This is a genomic window from Gracilimonas sp. (assembly GCF_040218225.1).
In the GTDB taxonomy this organism is placed as follows: Bacteria; Bacteroidota; Rhodothermia; order Balneolales; family Balneolaceae; genus Gracilimonas.
Genome location: NZ_JAVJQO010000003.1, coordinates 215,230 through 235,997 on the forward strand (window position 1 = coordinate 215,230; position 20,768 = coordinate 235,997).

12 protein-coding genes are annotated in these 20,768 nt (G+C 42.8%); 5 read left to right on the forward strand and 7 right to left on the reverse strand.

Annotation, left to right across the window (positions count from 1 at the left end; translation table 11 throughout):
• Positions 1-7: 7 nt before the first annotated feature.
• On the reverse strand, positions 8-3,589 hold the full coding sequence (locus RIB15_RS03415) for a LamG-like jellyroll fold domain-containing protein (protein ID WP_350200747.1): 3,582 nt from the start codon (positions 3,587-3,589) through the stop codon (positions 8-10).
• Between the two features lie 336 nt (positions 3,590-3,925).
• On the opposite strand from RIB15_RS03415, the gene hisA reads away from it, so the two are divergent.
• Positions 3,926-4,642, forward strand: coding sequence for a 1-(5-phosphoribosyl)-5-[(5-phosphoribosylamino)methylideneamino]imidazole-4-carboxamide isomerase (gene hisA, locus RIB15_RS03420; protein WP_350200748.1), 717 nt, complete (start codon positions 3,926-3,928; stop codon positions 4,640-4,642).
• 5 nt (positions 4,643-4,647) lie between these two features.
• On the opposite strand, the gene RIB15_RS03425 is transcribed toward hisA, so the two are convergent.
• A complete protein-coding gene (locus RIB15_RS03425; RefSeq protein ID WP_350200749.1) occupies positions 4,648-5,889 on the reverse strand; it encodes a serpin family protein in 1,242 nt (413 codons plus the stop codon).
• Between the two features lie 63 nt (positions 5,890-5,952).
• Positions 5,953-6,780: an AMP-binding protein gene (locus RIB15_RS03430; RefSeq protein WP_350200750.1), complete on the reverse strand. Its 828-nt coding sequence runs from the start codon at positions 6,778-6,780 to the stop codon at positions 5,953-5,955.
• Positions 6,781-6,972: 192 nt separating this feature from the next.
• Here RIB15_RS03430 and hisF point away from each other — a divergent pair, with 192 nt between their 5' ends.
• Both hisF and gltB read left to right on the forward strand, forming a co-directional pair.
• Entirely contained in the window at positions 6,973-7,731 is a 759-nt protein-coding gene (gene hisF, locus RIB15_RS03435) for an imidazole glycerol phosphate synthase subunit HisF (protein ID WP_350200751.1), read from the forward strand.
• Between the two features lie 321 nt (positions 7,732-8,052).
• Positions 8,053-12,483 (forward strand): glutamate synthase large subunit, encoded by a 4,431-nt coding sequence (gene gltB / locus RIB15_RS03440; RefSeq protein ID WP_350200752.1) that lies wholly within the window; start codon positions 8,053-8,055, stop codon positions 12,481-12,483.
• 67 nt (positions 12,484-12,550) lie between these two features.
• Here the strand turns inward: gltB and RIB15_RS03445 are convergent, their stop codons facing one another.
• Both RIB15_RS03445 and RIB15_RS03450 read right to left on the reverse strand, forming a co-directional pair.
• Positions 12,551-13,240, reverse strand: a complete 690-nt coding sequence (locus RIB15_RS03445; protein ID WP_350200753.1) for a metal-dependent transcriptional regulator — start codon at positions 13,238-13,240, stop codon at positions 12,551-12,553.
• An 84-nt stretch (positions 13,241-13,324) separates the two neighbouring features.
• Positions 13,325-15,934: a PP2C family protein-serine/threonine phosphatase gene (locus RIB15_RS03450; protein WP_350200754.1), complete on the reverse strand. Its 2,610-nt coding sequence runs from the start codon at positions 15,932-15,934 to the stop codon at positions 13,325-13,327.
• A gap of 84 nt (positions 15,935-16,018) precedes the next feature.
• On the opposite strand from RIB15_RS03450, the gene RIB15_RS03455 reads away from it, so the two are divergent.
• Positions 16,019-16,783, forward strand: coding sequence for an NRDE family protein (locus RIB15_RS03455; RefSeq protein WP_350200755.1), 765 nt, complete (start codon positions 16,019-16,021; stop codon positions 16,781-16,783).
• Here the strand turns inward: RIB15_RS03455 and RIB15_RS03460 are convergent.
• The gene (locus RIB15_RS03460) at positions 16,780-17,181 is read right to left on the reverse strand and encodes a hypothetical protein (RefSeq protein ID WP_350200756.1); all 402 of its coding nucleotides are present in this window, start codon (positions 17,179-17,181) and stop codon (positions 16,780-16,782) included. The genes RIB15_RS03455 and RIB15_RS03460 overlap by 4 nt on opposite strands.
• A 54-nt stretch (positions 17,182-17,235) precedes the next feature.
• Complete coding sequence (locus RIB15_RS03465) at positions 17,236-18,951, reverse strand: Na+/H+ antiporter NhaC family protein (RefSeq protein ID WP_350200757.1); 1,716 nt, start codon at positions 18,949-18,951, stop codon at positions 17,236-17,238.
• A gap of 169 nt (positions 18,952-19,120) precedes the next feature.
• On the opposite strand from RIB15_RS03465, the gene RIB15_RS03470 reads away from it, so the two are divergent.
• Positions 19,121-20,767, forward strand: a complete 1,647-nt coding sequence (locus RIB15_RS03470; protein ID WP_350200758.1) for a M14 family metallopeptidase — start codon at positions 19,121-19,123, stop codon at positions 20,765-20,767.
• Position 20,768 lies beyond the last annotated feature (1 nt).

Here is a 20,768-nt window from a genome sequence, read left to right on the forward strand (position 1 = left end):
ATTGAACTTATTTTACTAAGGTCATCTTACGTATTTGTTCAAATTCGCCGGCTTTCAGTCGGTAAATGTACATCCCACTTGGTAGCTGACTAGCATCAAAATCTACCTGATGTGTTCCTGCAGTTTGTCTGGTATTCACCAAATCGGCTACTTTTTGCCCAATTGAATTAAACACCGTTAACCGAACATCAGCTGCTTCTGGAAGTGCATATTTGATGGTGGTAGTTGGGTTGAACGGATTTGGATAGTTATTGGCAAGATCAAACTCTCCCGGTACTCCGGTCTCGTCAGTGATATCCGTATCTGTCACCATTTGAATACCAACAGAAGCGGTTTTTACGCCACCATCTTCATCTGTAACTTCGATATCCAGCGTTCCTGAACCATCAAAATTACCATTCGGTGAGAGTGTGAGAACCTGTCCATCGAAGTCTACATTGATACCTGATGTGTCCACCGCAAAGGTAAAGGTTAGTGCAGTGTCAGCAGATTCAACATCAGCCGTTCGGGCAAACATGTCTGCAGTAAATTCTCCATCAATTGGTACCTGAAGATCATTTTCAAATCCGGCAAGCTCCGGCACATCATTAACAGATTCCACGTTCACTATAAAAGACTGACGAGCTGTTGTGGCTCCGTCGGTTGCTTCTACAGTCAGTGTATCGGTTCCAAAGATATTTTCAAGAGAAGTGAAAACCAGGCTGGTGTCATTTTGAACTTCAGCTTCCACAATGTGGCATGGAACCACAATGGAATAAGTCAGGTTTTGGGTGTCATCATCCTGAAAAACTGTATCCAGGTCTGCAGCCACATAGCTTCCAAAATCCTCATCCAATGTAATTTCAGGTATTGGGCTGGAAACCACCGGCTGACTGCTCAATGCATTTGAATTCACAAAAGTAGCATCTCCATTCAGGCTACCACTCATAGCCTCTGTTGCTGAACTGTAGGTCAATGAAGAGCCTGCCGATTCATCGAACCGGAAATAGGAAATAAGATCTTCCTGATGACCCATTAATTGTTTATAGAAATTATCGGCTATCTCAGATTCCGTTCGAGCTACATTCCAAATGCGGATTTCATCCAGTTCACCGCTGAAGAAATTTCCATTCAGTGCATTGGGCCCGCCAATTAAGAGCGGCTGAGGATTAGGATCAATACTCCTGCTTTCACTGTCGGTAGCATCAAGTGACCCATTCACATAAATCTTCAGATCTGTACCATCGTATGTGGCTGCAATGTGTGTCCATTGATTGGCTGGAATACTTGAATTGGTTGTAACCCGGGGCCCGCCATTTGTGATATCGCCAATCGTAAATGAAGCAGCTACCGAACTTCCGGTTCCTTCCAGACGAAGCCGGTATCCATCACTGGTTGCTCCTTTTTGAACGATCACCGCATTTTCATCGCTGTTTCCATCATGATTCACCCAAGCTTCCACCGTCATAGTCTCATCAAAATTGACGTACAGCTGTTCATATCCATCCAGCGAATTGCGATCGTCTAATCGAACATAATCAAGATCGCCATCCAGCTTTAAGGCATTACCAGCTTCATAGGAGGATAACCTGGCAGGTTTGGGATAGCTTAAATCACTTTCCTGTCCGTCTGCATTTTCTGCTGTAACCTGATAGTAGTAGGTGTTCTCAGGATTTGCAAAAACATCGGCATACGTTTCAGAGCCTGCTGATGGAGTGTGAGTGTAGATTTTAGCTCTGTCAGACAAATCTTGTACTGATGATCGGTAGATATGATTTACATCGGGCTCAGGCTCAATCCGGTTCCTGAATTCTATAAAAGCATCAGTTTCCCTGCCTCTGGTATATGCATATGGAGTAACGGGAAAAACACCAGGAGCAGAAACGGTAACGGTCCCACTTACTGGTACTTTCTCCATGTCGGTATGATAGGTATCCATACTTCTTACGATAGAATTTCCGTTATCATCAAACCGATAATAAAGTTCTAGTCCATCCTCATTTCCAGTAAACTCTTTATTGAAATTATCTTCAATATCCTGGCGGGCCAATGCAATGCTCCAAATACCGAGTTCATCAATATGACCACTAAAGAATTGGTCGGAGGCAGCGGCATCAGCTCCTATAAATAAATCGAAGTCGTTACCGTCAATGGTTCGGGTTTCTGTTTCTGTGTTATCGAGTTCACCGTTTATGTAAACTTTCAGATCGTTACCATCATACGTTCCGGCTACGTGTGTCCACTGATTGGCTGGAATACTGGCATTAGATACGATAGTTGGTCCACCATTAGTAATGTCACCGATGGCAAAAGCAAGGTTGGGTGCCTGTCCCTCTCCGTCAAACCGGAGCACATATCCGTCTGAAGTGGAACCTTTTACAGCAATTACAGCATTTTCGTCACTTTGCCCGTCATGCTTAACCCATGCATGTACGGTAATATCTGTTTCAGTGATATCGAGTGACGGCCGGTCGGTAACCAGTCCGTATGCATTCTTTGTTAAATGCAGACTCCCTCCACCCATCATTTCATAAGGCGTTGCCGACACCATGTGAGAATAGTCACTCTCATTCCCAGAACCATCAACTGTTGTGATTTCGTAATAATACGTTTGCCCGTTTGTCAGAGTACTGTTATCAGTAAATGAGGTAACTGTTGAAGATGCGGTAGCAATACTTTGCCGGTCGCTTCCATCGGGCTGTGTAGATCGGTAAATCTCAAAAGAAGCAGCATCATTTTCATCATTTGGGCCTAATCTTTCGTCCCATGATACTTCCACCTTTTCATTACCATTGTGTGTATAAAGATCAGGTGCTATAGGTACAGCTCCAGGACTTCCAATTCCGGCGTTATCTCCTGTTAGAGTTAATGTGTTTGAGCCTGCAAGATCATTTACGGTACTTCCGGAAACAGAAGAAAACTGATACAGAGCGGCAAGACCTGTTTCGCCTCCCGCTAGTTCTTCCAGATAGGTGTCTCCAATTTCTGCTGCGGATCTTACTGCACTCCAGATTCGCACCCCATCCATTTCACCACTTAAAAAATTCCCGGTTAATGACGCATTAGCACCGAGGGTTAAACTGGCATCGTTGGCATCAATCGTACGATTTTCCTGAGCAGTTGCATCTAATTCGCCATTTATATAAATCTTTAAAAACTGACCGTCATATGTTGCTGCTATATGTGTCCACCTGTTGGCAGGAACCCCTGTTTCGGAAAAAACAGCCGGACCGTTATTCGTTACATCCCCAATAACAAACCGGACGTAGGTTTCATCACCTTCACCATATAACTGTAAACGATACCCATCGCCACTCAAAGCCTTATTGATTAAGAAAGCATCCGTATTACTATTGCCATCGTGTTTTACCCAGGTTTCCAGTGTAATACTGGTTCCGGCTATGTCTAGTGAAGGGCTATCACCGGCTGTGGCATAATCTCCGTCACCATCCAGGCTAAGGCTCCCTTGTTGTGCCAACCCCTGAAATGAAGTTGCAGCCAGAATCAGGCAGGTGATTATTGCCCCGGCTATATATTTAAATTTAAGACTCCATCTATTTCTCTTTCTCTCATTGAACGAATATTGATTTATTGTATCCTCTATTTTCATCTGCACTTGGTTTGTTAATATTTATGGTAAGGCAGAGCATGGTATTCCAATATTTCTGCCCTCTACCTTTACCTACGTGAGAGAAATTTAAATGAGCTCAATTTGGCTTTTTGCTATACAAATTGAAAAATCAAGACTTATAGCCCGCCATGAATTAATAATACCTGATGAGAAGAAAGCTCCATTAAATATTGTGGAGAAGACCCAGCTAAAAACGTCAGAAATGGAAGGGCGTGAAGGCTCACAACAAAAATGTCTTCAAAGTTTAGACCAAATAATGAGATGTTCTGAGAAAAGAAGTTTACTAAGCCCTACCTTTCCGTCAAAAAAGATTCTATGCTTACAATTCCCGCTATCGATTTGTTAAATGGTCAGGCAGTCCGCCTTCACAAAGGATCATATGAAGAGGTTACGGTTTATGATAAATCTCCATTAAATCAGGCTCGAAAATTCCAGGAAGCAGGTTTTCATCACATTCACGTTGTGGACCTGAATGGTGCCAAAGAAGGATCATTTATCAACCTCCCTCACATCCGACAAATCATTGATGAGTTGGGGATTTCGGTTCAAACCGGCGGTGGCATTCGTACTTTTAATGATGTGAAAATGCTGCTTGAAGCCGGACTTTCAAAAGTGATTTGTAGTTCCATGGCTATCAAGAATGAAGAAGACTGGCTTAAGTCCTTAGCTGAATTCCCTGATAAAATGATTTTAGGCATGGATCTGAAAGACGGAAAAATAGCCTATTCCGGCTGGCTTGAAACTGCTGAAGAATCTGTTCAATCTTTTTTAAACAGGATGATTGATCATGGGCTTCAGGAAGTTCTGTGTACTGACATCTCAAAAGATGGTACTCTTTCGGGTCCCAATTTCGATTTGTATAACGATCTCCAAAAGCAATTCCCCAATATCCGGCTCATTGCTTCAGGAGGTGTTTCTTCTCTCGAGGATCTAAACCGACTGGATCAAGCAAATATCGATGCCGTTGTAGTAGGCAAGGCCTATTACGAAGGAAGAATTACCCTAGAACAAATGAACCAGTTTAATTCCTGAATCAATTATCCATTAGGGTTTTTAACTTTCCCCATAAAGAGAATAGCCCCGCTGTTTTGTTCACGAATCATGAAAACAAAGGGACGGTTTACAGAAAATATTTGTGGCGCTGAAGTAACCTCCATGCCAACTGATGTAACTGCAGCTGCTTCCGTGCCTTTTTCGTCTACTTTGACAAACGTCTTATGCATTACCTCACTTATAAATAGTTCGGCTTCTGGGTTTATTCCAGAAAAGTCGGCTTGGGTAGCGTCAAATGGAATTTCCATTCCCATAGACTTCAGGATGTCGTTCATTTTAATCTTGTACTTCAATTCAAACTTTGGAAGGTAGATCGGAGCGTCCTGACCCGAAAGGCTGGCAATCCAGTTATCAAACCTTTCTTTCGTTAAATCCTCAGCTATAAAATCATCAATCGGTTTTTCATCGTCAGCCGGCATCATAACAGTCATGCTAAACAGGCTATCCCCATAAGGAAGGTCTATCATATGCACGTCTTCATTCCTGTGAATATTAAACACGCGTTCCTGAGTCATCATATCTACTGATTCCTGGCCTCCTTCTTCAAGGAAAAAAGAACGCTCACGGGTTTCTTTTTTGTCAAACTGATTGGTCCAGTCACCCTGAAAATAGATAGCATTAATCAGGTACATGACCATTTCGGGAGGAATTTGCCCGTCTATAATCTTATCGATAAGTCCATTTGTATTATTTTCTACCCACTTATTTATTATATCGGCAGACTTAGCATCTGCAAAATCAAGTTCACGCGTTGTTGCATAAAAATATTCTTCAAGGGTGTTGTTAAAAGATTCCTGAACAGTAAAGCCCTCTCTGTTCCAAACCGAGTTCGCAATTTGCATTTTCACTTTGGGATCAGCTTGCGTCAACAGTTTTATCAATGACTGATATCCTTGATTGATTTCCTCCTGGCTCAAGCCATGAAACTCTAATGTTTCACGGATTTGTTCAAATGTCTCACCTTCAGCTCCATTCATCGTCATTCCCAGCGCCACCGAAATACTTAGCGGTGAAATGAAGACGTTTTCCGATGAGTCTCCGGCTACTGTGCTTTTAAATACATTGAATCCGAAAGACTGCCCGTCTGCAACCAACTTTTTCTCTACTGCTGAAAGTTCTCTTGATAATTCCCCCTTCGAATCTGGTCCGGCAACGTCCGATGTACAGCTATGTAAAACTAAAAATGCGGGCAGCAATAAAAATGTAAGTAAACGATTGGCTCTCATACTGTTCTCCTGTTTGATGTCAACACAATATATTAAATGAAAAACCCTGAATAAAATTGTGCATCATTTTTGCCCAACAATTTTATCCGCTCTGCCCAAAATATACACTTTGCCTTTTTGATCAATAAAGCCCCGGTCTCCGCTGTTGTATTCCTCATGGGTGAATGCTGTTTCAGATTGAATATAGATCGGAGCTGGTTTTTCCAACGAGCCATCACTACGAAGCGTTACTCCTTTTATGGGATGTCCACAGCAGAGGTAATCAATGTCGTCAGCAGGTTCTGTACTTCTTCTTTTGTGAGCCGCAATCAAGCCTCCGGCTTCTGTTTGTCCGTATCCCTGAATGGTAAATTCACAGTGATGTTCTAACATTTCTAATTCGCCTTCTTCCAAAGAATAGCCTCCAAACACGACATTAGTAACAAACCAATCATTTCCATACAAAGCTCTTAAAACGGCCGGTACAGTCATCAGGAAGTCTGGCGAAAAATCCTGAACGCTTTTTAACCATTTGTTACCCTCTCCTTTTTTTGTGGTAATGAATTGGTATTCACATCCAAGTTCTTCAGCCATAATCGCCCAACTGAGCCCTGCCACATGCCAGGGTGCGGCCATCATCAGTAAACGATGATGAGGTTTCACCCCGAAAGCTTCTGCCGTATACCGAGCATTACTGACCAGATTTGTATAGCTATTCCAAATCGCTTTTGGTAAACCCGTTGTACCACTTGAAAATAACCCTATATACTTTTGATCAGAGTCTGGGCTATCGATTTGCGGATTTCTATCTGCCATTTTGGGAGGTATCAAAAGCTGGGAGTATGTGCTTTCAATAACTTCCCGAACAATTACCTGACCCGACTCCTCAATATTTGTATTCTTAAAATTCATATCCTCATTGTTTTTTGCAGTGTAACTTAAAATTGACTCTTTAGGTTCACCGTCTCTTCGTGCTTATTTCACTAACACAGGGTTTGATAATTTTCTATATTTGGAGCCTAATTTTTAACCAAGCAGGATGTGGAAAATAATAAACCAGCACAACTCTGTATCCGTAGTGTTTAAGCAGATTTTTAGAACCCTATGCTCACAAAAAGAATTATTCCCTGCCTGGATATAAAAGACGGGCGAACCGTCAAAGGCGTTAATTTTGAAGGACTCAGGGACGCAGGTGATCCGGTGGAATTAGCCAAACGATACAGCGAGGAAGGCGCCGATGAACTGGTTTTCCTTGATATTACCGCAACTCTTGAAAAGAGGAAAACCCTGGTTGAGCTGGTTAAAAGAATAGCTGCAGAAATAAATATCCCATTTACGGTAGGCGGGGGAATCAAAACCGTAGATGAAATTGAAGAATTACTTAAATCAGGTGCCGATAAGGTTTCACTCAATAGCAGCATCGTCAAAAACCCGGACCTCATCAATCAAGCTTCAGATGCGTTTGGTGCACAGGCAATTGTGGCTGCTGTAGATGCCAAGAAAAATAAAGACAGCTGGAATGTGTACATCAAAGGGGGAACTGAAGACACCGGTCTGGATGCCATTGATTGGATGCAGGAAGTAGAAGAACGAGGGGCCGGGGAAATTTTGCTTACCAGCATGGACCGTGATGGCACTAAAAGCGGCTTCGATATCGAAATCTTAGAAAAGGTAAACAGTCTTGTAAATATTCCGGTAATAGCCAGCGGCGGTGCCGGAACTATTGAACATTGTATCGAGGCAATTACTAAAGGAAATGCGGATGCAGTGCTGGCTGCGAGTATTTTTCACTTTAAAGAAATAGAGATTAAAGAGCTTAAGAAGCACATGCAGGCCGCTAACATTGAAGTAAGATATAGCTAATCTCCCCTTTTCTCTACGCACAAACATTCTCTTCTTTGCGCATATTATTTGCACATTTTATTTTCTGAACTAAATAAATTTTTTTCATTATAAACCTAATTTATTTAGGCAAAGAGCGAACGTGTATTGTAAGCGCTTTTCCAGTAGCTCAAGTATGATTCCATGGTTAAAAAAGAGTTTTAGAAAGACAAAAAAGCATAAAAATCATTATTAAAACATCATTAAAATAGGTTTTTCATTAATTCGATAATTTGACAAACTCGGAAAAATTGTGCTTTTTGTGTGTACTCATCTCGCCTTACCATCGAAGTAGAAAATATTATGGACCGAAATAATTTAAGTTATACCGGCGAAGAAAAATCCGCATGCGGTGTGGGTTTTATTGCCAGCCGAAAAGGAGTATTTGCAAACGAACATTTGAAAAGCGGATTACATGCCCTGAAGTGTGTGGAACACCGTGGAGCCTGCGGCGCCGATGGCGTGACCGGTGATGGAGCCGGCATCATGACTGACATACCTTTCAATATGTTTGGTTATGATCAGGATACGGTAGCAATCGCAACTCTATTCCTGACCACCGATGAGGTAAAACAAAGCCAAAGCCTGAACATCTTTGAAAAAACATTCGACTTCTTTGGCCTGAAAATTTTAGAGTATCGGGATGTTCCCGTCAATCCTGAGGTGCTTGGCAGAGAAGCGAAAAAATCTCTACCAGTCATTAAACAGGTTGTTATTGAGCGGCCACAACGTTCTCGCACAGATCTTTCCTTCGACAAACTTTTGTACCAGGCTAAACAGCTTACCATGTCTAAATTATATTCTAGTGAATTAGTCGGAAATTTGTTTTTCACTTCCCTCTCGGCTAAGACCATTGTATACAAAGGACTGTGCAAGGCAGAAGCACTTGAAGAGTTTTATCCCGATTTAAAGAATCCGGACTACAAGACCCGCTTCACCCTTTTTCACCGTCGTTTTAGTACCAACACCCGTACTTCTTGGGATAAGGTTCAGCCTTTCCGCCTGATTGGACACAATGGCGAGATCAATACCATTGCCGGAAACCGATCGTGGGCTAAGTCCCGCGAAAAAATGATTGGTGCAGAAAAGTATGAATTGCTTACCCGCAAAGGGATTAGTGACTCGGGCAGTTTCAATGAAATGGTGGAAGCCATGCGCTATCGCAGCGGAGTACCGAATGTGGAAGATATTCTGGCATTAATGGTGCCCCCAGCTAATCAGAACAATGAATTTTACACCTTTTGGAGCCGAGCCATGGAACCCTGGGATGGCCCTGCATTTATCTCTTATGCAAATGGGTATACCATTGGTGCCCGACTCGATCGTAATGGATTCCGCCCGGCAAGATGGGCCCGAACCAAAGATCATTTCTACCTTTCTTCTGAAGCAGGCACGTTTGAGATTGATCAATCTATTATTGATGCCAAAGGAACCTTGTTTGCCGGACGTGGCGTAACTCTGGATCTTAGTTCCGGAGAAGTACATTTTCGCGATCCAAGCCACTCCAGGGAAAACAAAGATGCCAAGCTTGATGCCCGGCTTACCCCTATTCCGGAAACTATAGGTAAGCAGAAAGAGTCTTATTTAGAGAAACTTCCGGTTTTCAGTTATACAGATGAGGAACTCAGCAAAGTGATTTACCCAATGGCTGAAACCGGAAAAGAGCCTGTTGGCTCTATGGGTGATACTGCCCGGCTTGCGGTGTTATCAACCGAGCCCCGTTCTTTCTTTGATCATTTTTACCAAAATTTCTCTCAGGTTACCAATCCTCCGCTCGATTATATTCGTGAGCAGGTAGTAACCGACCTGAATACACATCTTGGTAAGAAGCCAAATATTTTTGAGCCCAAAGAATTGATTCCCCCTGCTCCGGCTTTCTTGTTAAAAAGCCCATTTTTAAGCCTATCACAAATGGATCATCTGCAGTCTTTATTGGGTAAGGATCTCAGTGAAGAGCGTATTGTTCCGGTTCAGCTTTCAATGACCTTCAAGCGTACACATGGTGTGGTTGGCTTCAAAGCAAAACTTAAAGAACTGGCTGATTCAGCGATTAAAGCTGCAGAAAAAGGACACAGTATTATCATTTTAAGTGATCGGGATGCTTCTTACGAATACCCGGCTATTCCTTCTTTGCTGGCGCTCAGAACAGTGGTAAACAACCTGAATGAGCAAGGATTACGCCTTAATGCCTCTGTGGTCATTGATTCAGGTGAGGTTAAGAATACACATCACGCAGCCGCTTTAATCGGCTTTGGAGCCTACGCAGTTTGTCCATACATGGCACTGGATATTGCACGGAATGATGATAACCGTGCACTCAAAGATCTGGATGCTGATACCAAAGAACGAAACTTCCTGCATGCTCTTGAACAGGGATTACTAAAGATTATGGCGAAATGTGGAATTTCAGTGGTTCGCAGTTATCAAAGTGCGAAACTGTTCTCTGCTGTTGGACTGGATAAGCAGGTAATTCAGGATTTCTTTCCGGGCATTCAAAGTCCGATTGGCGGAATTACCCTCGATCAAATTGGAGAGTTGGTTCTCGAAAGAACCAAACACTTGCATGGTGAAGACCTCAGCGAGGTGAAACCGCTGAAGACTTATCAGTACAAAGAGCATGCCCGTGGCAAGATGGGCGAGAAGCACTCTATGACGAGTTCGCGCTCAAAGGCTATACATGAATTGGTTCGGGATAAAGAGCTTGACCTGACAGACATGAAGCTTTTTGATGAATACCTGAAAGCTGGTCATAAGGATGAGCCTGTTGCATTACGTCATCTGCTGGACACTAAAAAAACAGATGAACCGCTCGATTTGGAAAAAATGGATTCCATTGATCACATCCTTCAGAAATTCGGGTCCGGTGCAATGTCGTTCGGCGCCATTAGTGCCGAAGCACAACGCGACATTTTTCGCGCGATGAAAGAAATTGGAGGGCGCTGTAACAGCGGTGAAGGTGGGGAAAACCCTTACTATTACTCCGAAGGAATTACCGCTTCTGTAAAACAGATTGCCTCGGGACGGTTTGGAGTAAATGCGGAGTATTTAATTGCTGGTGATGAAATCCAGATTAAAATTTGTCAGGGAGCCAAGCCTGGTGAAGGTGGACAGCTGATGGGTATAAAGGTTACCGAAGATATTGCCCGAGCCCGTTTTGCAAATCCGGGTTTCGACCTAATCTCTCCTCCTCCGCTTCATGATATTTACAGTATTGAGGATCTAAAGCAATTAATTCACGACCTGAAGCAACTTCACCCCGGCGGTAAAGTTAGTGTAAAATTGGTTTCCGGAGTGAATATTGGAACCATTGCTGTGGGTGTAGCCAAGGCTGGAGCCGACATCATTCAGGTTTCGGGTGGCGAAGGTGGTACCGGAGCAGCCTCCCTCAGTTCTATGAAACATGCCGGGCTTCCATGGGAAATCGGTCTTCCTGAAGTTCATCAGGCGCTTGTAGAAAATGATTTACGAGACCATGTTATACTGCGAACCGATGGCGGACTTTCCTCTGGTAAAGATATTGTACTAGCCTCCATCTTAGGGGCCGAAGAATTTGATTTCGGAAAGCTTCTGCTTATAGCTGAAGGGTGCATCATGGCACGTATTTGTGAAAAAAACACCTGCCCAACTGGCATTGCTACTCACGATCAAAAATTCAAAGACAAATATAAAGGCCATAAAGATCACATTGTTGACACTCTGAAGTATCTGGCTGAAGATGTACGCCGTGAGCTTTCAAAAATTGGAGCTTCTTCTCTGGATGAAGTGTTCGGACAAACCCAATATCTGCAAATGCATCCGGACCGTGAGGAACTCATTAAAGAGAAAAATTTTGATCTGAGTTACTTCCTGAATGCACCCTCTTACGCTAAAGAAAGTGACCTGGAAGGCTTATCTGATCCGGTTAGTTCCTTAAATGTAAGTTTGGTTTCAGATACAGAAAAAGCTATCAAAAACAACGAAGACTATAGTAACGAATACAAGATCTACAATACTGACCGATCAGCACTTGCTACTTTGTTTGGTGAGCTTTCGAGAAACATGAATAAGCAGCGCCTGAAAGAAATTAAAGAGGGTAAAGAGTTTAAAAATCCATATAACAAAACAATCTCGCTTGCTTTCAAAGGAAGCGCCGGACAGAGTTTTGGAGTCTTCCAAACGGGGGGTGTAAACATCCGCTTGGTTGGGGAAGCAAACGATTCGGTCTGTAAATCTATGTCGGGTGGACGAACCGTTATTGTTCCTCCTGAAGAAGCTAAGTTTGAACCCAGCGAAAACGCCATCATTGGTAACTGTGCAATTTATGGAGCAACAGGCGGCACCTTCTATGTGCATGGCCAGGCTGGCGATCGTTTTGCAGTGCGTAACAGTGGCTGTACGGCTGTTGTAGAAGGAACCGGACTCCACGCCTGCGAATACATGACGAACGGCACTGTAGTCATTCTAGGGGGAACTTCGAATAACATTGGTGCCGGTATGACGGGCGGAGAGCTTTTTCTCTATGAAGATCCCGGCTCAAAAGTGAACAAGGAATATATTGACGCCGTGAAGTTAAGCGAACAAGATGAACATAAGCTCAAATCTATCCTGAAAGACTACCTGAAAGAAACCGGTTCAACAAAAACCGAATACATTCTTTCGGACTGGGATAATGCCAAAGCTCAGTTCAAAAAATATATCCCGGTATCCATGATTGATCAGGAAACAAAAACTGAAAAAGCTTCTGTAGAAAATTAAACAGAGTTTCACTCACTCATTGCAGTAGCTTTCCCGGCTCATCAGATGTGTGCGGGGTTTTTTATGGCTATTCTTCTGCTTCTACCAAATAAACTTCGCTGGCTACTGCCTGCCCAAGCATCTGTTCTACTTTACCTTCAAGTCGGATTTTGACAGGTCCACTGAACGGAGCTTTTTCCATAACTTCTATTTTTGATCCTGGAAGCACACCTATTTTTTCCAGGTATCGAAGCAATTCAGGATCCTGATCTTTGACCCGGCCAATGATGTAAGCCGTGTTCTCTTTAGCATCAGAAATAGAAAGCTGAGCCATGGTTGGCATTACGCCATCTTTAGAAGGAATTGGATCACCATGTGGATCATGCGTTGGGTGATTTAATAGTTCTGCGATGCGGTCTTCGAATTGTTCTGAAATATGATGCTCCAGCTTTTCAGCCTCATCATGTACTTCATCCCAGGAATACCCCATTACCTCTTTAAGGTACAACTCGAGTAACCGATGATGACGTAAAATTTCCAATGCAATTTTATTGCCTGCCGATGTAAGCTTAGCCCCTTTATATGATTCATATTCCAGTAAATTCATCTTCGCAAGGCGCTTCAGCATATTGGTAACTGAAGCCGAAGAAACATCCAGTGCATTGGCAATATTTGTAGTTGTGGTAGCTTCACCTTCTGATTGAAGTACGTAAATAGCTTTAAGATAATCTTCCACAGACTGGCTCAGGCCCATGTTATTTTTTAATGATTCTCGCAATGGATATAATTTTTTTGAAGTATTTAACACCGGTTTGTTTAAATAGCGGCGCACAATGTTTTAGCTCACGCTAAAATACAAAATTTACTGATTTACTGAGGCATCGGCTTTAATTATCAGTAAAGTCATGTCGTCATGCTGCTTTGCAACCCCTTTGAATTCGTTTACATCATCGACTATAATTTCCATGATTTTTTCAGAAGATGCCTTTCTAACCCCTTTAACCAATCGTTCAAGCCTTTCCTCTCCGTAGAAATGATTCCCGGAATTCAACATCTCAGTAATTCCATCGGTATACATGATCACCACATCTCCCTCTTTCAGTTTTAACGTCGCTTCAACCGTATTCTTAATGAACATATCTCCCAGAGCAACCCCAATCCCAACACCATTGGGTTTAAGCCATTCGGTGTCCCCGTTTGCACGAACGACCAGCATTGGGTTATGACCGGCTCGTGCAAAAGTAAACTGTCTTTTATCTGCCTCAAGAATACCATAAATCATAGAGATAAAAGTACCCCGGGTCGCGTTTTCATGGAATAATCTATTTAACTGATTAAGCAATTCTACCGGGGATAAAATCAGTGCGCTCAAGCTATGCAGTACTCCTTTTGTGAAAGTCATATAAAAAGCTGCGCGAATTCCTTTCCCACTTACATCCCCTATAGCAAGTGCTGTGCGCTGTTCCCCTAAAGAAATCATGTCATAATAATCTCCTCCGGTTTCCTGTGCGGGGATACAAATTCCGGCAATATCAATACCCGGCAAGCGATGGATTTTAGAAGGCAGGAACGTTTGCTGTACAACACGGGCAATAGAAAGTTCCTGTTTCAGGCGTTGTTCCTTGGCCTGATCCTCAATGTAAGAGGGCACATACTCTGGCAGTTCGTCGCGGTCGGTTCCCTTGGTAACAAAATAAACTCCACAGCACGTAAATGTGATCAGGACCAAAACAAATAAATAGAACATATTTGCATCAGGTGAGCCACTAATTACCCAGCCTTTGGAAGTCGTTAAAAAGTTAACGAAAACGAAGGCTCCAAAAACGATCGTTAAAAAGTCATATCTGAGATAGAAATAACCCAGCACAAAACCTAAAATCGCCCGCATCGAACGATCGATGATATCAGGCTCAATATTGAACGGCAAAACATCAATCAGCGCAAACAAAAGAGCACTTATAACCGGTATCATCCAGCTCCTGCCTGTTAAACCCTTCATTTGATTACCAAGAATCAAATAAATGGGAACCACAATCAGTAATACAAAGCAGGTTGTAACCATCAGGTTTGCCAGCGAAGGCAAAAAGTATTCATCCGAAATAAATCCGGTATTTGAAGAGATATATGATGAAGGAAAGACAGCTAAAAATACTCCAACCAGCCCGATCAAAATTCCGCCAATCGCAAAGGCATTGATGATTCCCCAACCAACCGGTTTGTTTACAAATAAACCACGACGAACCAAGTCCCAGGTTTTTAACTTTTCAGGCCAGTATTGCCGGGTAATGGAATCACTGACGGCAGTTATCACAAAGAAACCAATAGCACTTATGGCTCCCATAATGGCCATTCCCATAAGGTTTTGAAAGATACTAATGCCACCATTCAGGCCATAAGCCAAGCCTAATTCGTCAATAAGCTGCAGAATCCAAAATCCGGGAACTAAAAACCCTGCCAATACCGCAATGATAATAGCTGGTTTAGTATCTATTGCCCTCGCTTTGATACGAAGGTAAAACACAAATAAAAGCCACAAAGCAAACACAAGAACGATGAATAGAGAAATACCGTCCATAGCTTCATCTGCATTAGATTCGGTGGGCTGGATTCTTGGGGAGAGTTCAAAATTCATTGCCTTTAAAGAACCAGCGGGCAACAAGTCTAAAGATAAATTTGTTTTCACTCCTGATGCTGAATCTTCAGCACTCAAATATGCACGGGCAAACCTGAAACCACCTTCATCCAATAGCTCCACAGAGTCGCGCTGAAGGTCAAGAGATTTCCATGCCGTTCTGTTCAGATAGAAATCAGCCAGATTCCAGATATTATTCATAGTGTATACATCCTCATCCTGACCTCCTCTCAACTTACGTAAGCGGTCAATAATAACCAGAGCCTGCGAATTTGATTGCGAACTTGTCGTGAGATGTTGATAATCAGAAAGTCCCGTAATCAACGAGTCTTCGACTCCCCTTGTATAATTTTCTACCTGGTTCTGAAATATTGTTCTAACCGCATACCGGTTGAATGGACGTTGCCGGGAAATCAACTCGTTTGAAGCCAAAAAGTTTACAACCTCTCCATCCGTGTTCAGCCCGATTCTTACTTCATAGTCATTGCTCTCCGTCTCGGTATTGAATTCACGCACTTCCCAATGCATAAAAGGAAGATTCTTTAAGTACCTGGATTCCTGAATCTGATGTTTGAATTCCCTGACTCCCCATTTTTTTTGAAGTGAATCAATCACTTCATCTGAAGTATTAAATTCGGAAGAAGGATAAAAGTCGAGCGACTGATATTGCCAGCTTTGAAAGACCGAATCTGCTTTTTCAATAATTCGGTCTTTTGGAACATTGACATCAGAAATTGTAAATGGATGATGATTTGGAAATGAATAGAAAAACCATCCTATCCCGGCTACCCCGAATAGAAGAATCAAAACATCCCTAAAGAGTTTTTTACTCTGTTGCATGTATCTCTTTACGAAAAACTTGTATTAGGTTTCGTGAATATGCTTAGATTCAGGCAAATTTCGAAACACTGTTGGTTATTTTTTATGTGCTTAATTACTTTTGCATACAAATCTCATCCCAGGTACGATCTCATCCTGGCCGGCAACAGGGATGAATTCTATGGCCGGCCAACCCGCGAGGCAAAATTTTGGTCTGAGGAAGGTAACCCAAATATTTTAGCCGGCAAAGACCTTGAAGCCGGCGGAACGTGGCTTGGTGTTCATAAAAGTGGAAAATGGAGTGCCCTTACCAACTATCGTGACCCTTCAATCAAAAAAGAGGACCCTCCCAGTCGTGGCGAAATAGTGCTTGATTACTTAAAAGCCAATCAGACTGCTATGGATTATCTTGCTGATCTATCCAAGAAGGCTGAATTATATAATGGATTTAACTTATTGGTATGGGACGAAAAGGATTTTTACCACTACTCAAACCAAAATAAAAAAGTAACAAGGATTGAGCCTGGTATTCACGGGCTGAGCAATGCCCTGCTCGACACTCCATGGCCAAAACTAGTAACGGCAAATCAGGAGCTGCGTAATATCATTTCTGAAGAGGATTTTGATAAAGAAGATATTTTTAAACTCCTCGCTGATGATAGAAAAGCATCAGACCATGAGTTACCTGTTACCGGGATTCCCAAAGAATTGGAAAAAGCCGTCTCGTCCATTTTTATCAAGACCGAGAATTATGGGTCTCGATGTTCTACGGTTTTACTGATTGATAAAGAGGGAAACATCGATTTTACCGAACGTCGGTTTGAGCCAGGTACTACCGAGATTGCAGGCGAACAATATTTCAGGATTTAATGACTTACTTTTTTAAAGTAATGGGAGGGCGAATCTGTGCAACCTGCGCTGCTAAGAGTCAATAGGTTCTCAGCACTGTTGTATCTCCCTTTCAGATCGCAACTCTTTTTATCTTTCCATTTCATGTAGAATGAATTTTCCTGCCATCCTTTCTTTCTCTCTGTTATCCAGAACTCACCCGTAATTTCATCATCTCTGTACCAAGTTGCTTCATGTGCATGCAAGGTTAGCTTCATTGTGTAGTCCACCGAGTCAGCATCAGCATAAGGACCCCAACCACCTGCAGAGTGGGTCCACTCCCAATTTCCTATTGCTGCTACTGGAACCGTTTGCTCGTTTTCAAATACATCACAACCGAGTGGCACAATTAGCACAAGGACAATTAATAGTTTTCTCATAACCATTTCTGTTTTGATTATTGACTAAACCAAAACTCACCTGTTAGGCTAATATTATCCATCCAGGCTTGTTTTTGCGGGTTCTTTTCCTTCCGGAGTATACGTTTCGGGATCCGGAATCTTGCCAAACTTATATATGATCCCAATGATAATGGCTACGCCTGTCGGGTAAATGATCCAAACGGAAATATTTAAAACAATCGCAGCAATCATAGCCAAAATGCTTATTGCTCCCACTATCATTGCATAAGGCAACTGAGTATTTACATGCTCTACGTGATCACATTGGGTAGCAATGGAACTCAAAATGGTAGTATCTGAAATAGGTGAACAGTGATCCCCCCAAACAGAGCCCGCTAATACGGCACTTACACTGGCGTAAATAATTTCAAGTGTCATTTCCATTGGAACCCCGGTATTATTACCAATCTCCCATCCAAGCGGTACAACCAAAGGCATCAGAATACCCATGGTTCCCCAACTGGAACCTGTAGCAAAAGCCGTTAAGGCCGAAAGCACTAATACAATGGCAGGCATCCAATATGGATTCAGCGTTTCACCAAATACTGAAATTAAATAGTCGGCTGTTCCTAACGCAACGGTTACATCACTTAATCCCCATGCGAGAACCAGAATTAACACTCCATCAAACATAACGTGCATTCCGCTCATCATGCCTTCCAGTGTTTTTTCGATATCGAGTAGCTTTTGGGCTATAGTCATGCCAATAGCCACAACAACTGAAGCCAAAGACCCCCACAAAAGAGCATTATAAGAGTTAGCAGTTTCAACAATAGCCTGAATGCTATTTCCTTCCCCAGTTACAAAAAGTCCAATGATCGTTCCCAACACAAGGGTCAGAATCGGGATAGCGGCATTCATCCAGTGCGATTCAGCTTTTTTTGCCTCATCTTCCTCAATCAATTCCTTGTATAAATTGTATTTGTCCAGCTTAGGGTCGTGCTTGGCTTTGTATAAATTGATTCGGGCCTTCAGCATCGTGCCAAAATCACGTCCAGATGCAGCGATCAGAATCACAAATAAAATGGTAAAGAACGCATAGAAATTATAGGGGAGCGAATTAATGAAAACGGAATAGGCGGCCTCATTAAAATTAGCCATTTCTGCTTCGGCGGTAGCTATGAAACCGACCATTGCACCAATCCATGTACTTACCAAAGCAATAGTTGCAATAGGTGCGGCTGTGGCATCCACCAGATATGCCAGCTTGGCCCGTGAGATACGAAGCTTATCGGTAAGCGGACGCATCGTATTTCCAACAACCATGGTATTTGCGTAATCATCAAAAAATACCACAAATCCCATCAAAGAAGTTACCAACTGCCCCTGTACTTTTGTGCGGACAAAACGGGTTATCGCTTTAATCACGCCACGGGTTCCGCCATTATCAGTTATAATACCGACCATGCCCCCGATCAGAATAGAAAAAATGACAATACTCATTCTATCCGGGTCTGAAACTCCGGGAACGATATACTCACTAAGTGAAGAAAAGAAGCTATTGAATACATTCAGAAAAGAGAGCTCGCCGGCCAGATAGGCCCCCATCCAGATTCCTAAAAACAGAGCAAACAGCACCTGACGAAATATCAATGCAATCCCAATGGCTACCAATGGGGGAAGGATACTGAGCCAGCTCCCTGCTATGCTGGAGGAAGCCTCTGCTGTTTGAACATCAGCCCAGGCAAACTGAGAAGCTAAAATGAATATGGAAACCACCCCAATGAGTGCTGCTATTTTCTTTTTCATGCGTGATTAGTATATCTGAGTTATTAAACCGCTCAGAAAATAACATCTATTGGATTAAAACCAAGATTCAAACTTCGCCCCCCTTATTAACTTTTAACAGTTCAATCTTTGAATTGCACCGCTCAGTGAGTTACTATTTCGCATACCAAAAAATCAATTAACCGTATTTATGAAACTCAAATTACCGCGCCCGTTGCTTTTTCTGCTGGGCCTGATGTTTTGCTTGCCGGGTATAGCTAACGCACAAAACTCGTACAGCAATTTCAACACTCTCACTGATAGGCTGAATCAACTGGAAGATGACTACGGAAACCTGACCGCCTTAACATCTCTGGCCAAAACAAAAGAGAACCGGGATATCTGGTTACTCACTATTGGAAACGGTGATGTAAAAAATCATCCGGCTGTGGCGATAGTAGGCGGTGCAAAAGGGTCTCATATTCTGGGAAGTGAACTGGCTGTGTCTTTTGCAGAGAAGTTACTTGCCAATTCCTCTTCTGAAGAAATCCGCAGTCTTCTTGAGACCACCACATTTTATATACTTCCGAGAGTAAATCCCGATGCAACCGAGCAGTACTTTGCTTCGCTAAAGTATGAGCGGGATGTCAACACAACTTCCACCAACGAAGACCGCGACGATGCTTTTGATGAAGACCCATTCAACGACCTGAACAATGACAATCTCATCACCATGATGCGGGTGCATGATGAGACCGGCAAATGGATGATTCATCCCGATGATGAACGGTTGATGAAAATGGCCGATATCACTAAAGGTGAAAAAGGTTCTTATAAATTATTTACGGAGGGAATCGATGATGATAATGACGGTGCATTCAACGAAGACAACGAAGGTGGCGTCAACATCAATAAAAACTTCACCTACGATTATCCTTACTTCGAACCGGGTGCCGGTGAGAACATGGCTTCCCAAATTGAGACAAGAGCCATTATGGACTTTCTATTTGAGGAAGCTTCGAATGTGTTTTCAGTCGTTTCATTCGGACCAGCTAACAACCTGAGCACTCCTGTTAAATTTAATCGCGGAGCGATAAGTCAGCGTGTAATTAAAGGCTGGTATGAAGAAGACGTTGCCATCAATAAACTGGTTTCTGACAAATATAACGAAGTAACCGGGCTCGAAAACGCCCCGGAAATGAATGGCCAGCCCGGGGATTTCTTCCAGTGGGCTTATTTCCATTATGGAAGATTCAGTTTCAGCACTCCCGGTTGGTGGACGCCAGAAGTTATGGATGAAGAAGGAAAGGCTAAGAAATTCGATAATGAGGAAGCAAAGTTCCTTGCATGGGCCGAGCAAAATAGTCTGGATGTCTTTGCAGAATGGGAAGAAGTAAATCACCCCGACTTCCCTAACAAGACCGTAGAAGTGGGTGGAATCAAACCCTATACGAGCTTAAACCCTCCTTATGCGATGGTCGACTCACTTGCTCAGAAACATACCGATTTTATTATTGAGCTGGCATCCATGAAGCCGTCTGTAAAGCTGGTAAATTTTGAAGCTGAAGAAGCCGGACGAAATCTTACCCGAATTACCGTTGATGTGCACAACAATGGCATCCTCCCCACTGCCTCACGATTAGGACAACGAACCAACTGGGTGAAAGAAGTAATTGTCGAAATCAAGCTTTCAAATGGGCTTGAATTGGTTAGTGGTGAACGCCTGGATACCATAGAAGCCATTGAAGGCGATGGAAGCATTCAGAAAACATGGCTGGTTCGCGGAAACGGAACGTTCAGCCTTTCAGCCGGAGCACCCAATACCGGAATTTCAACCCTAGAACACTCTATCCGATAGA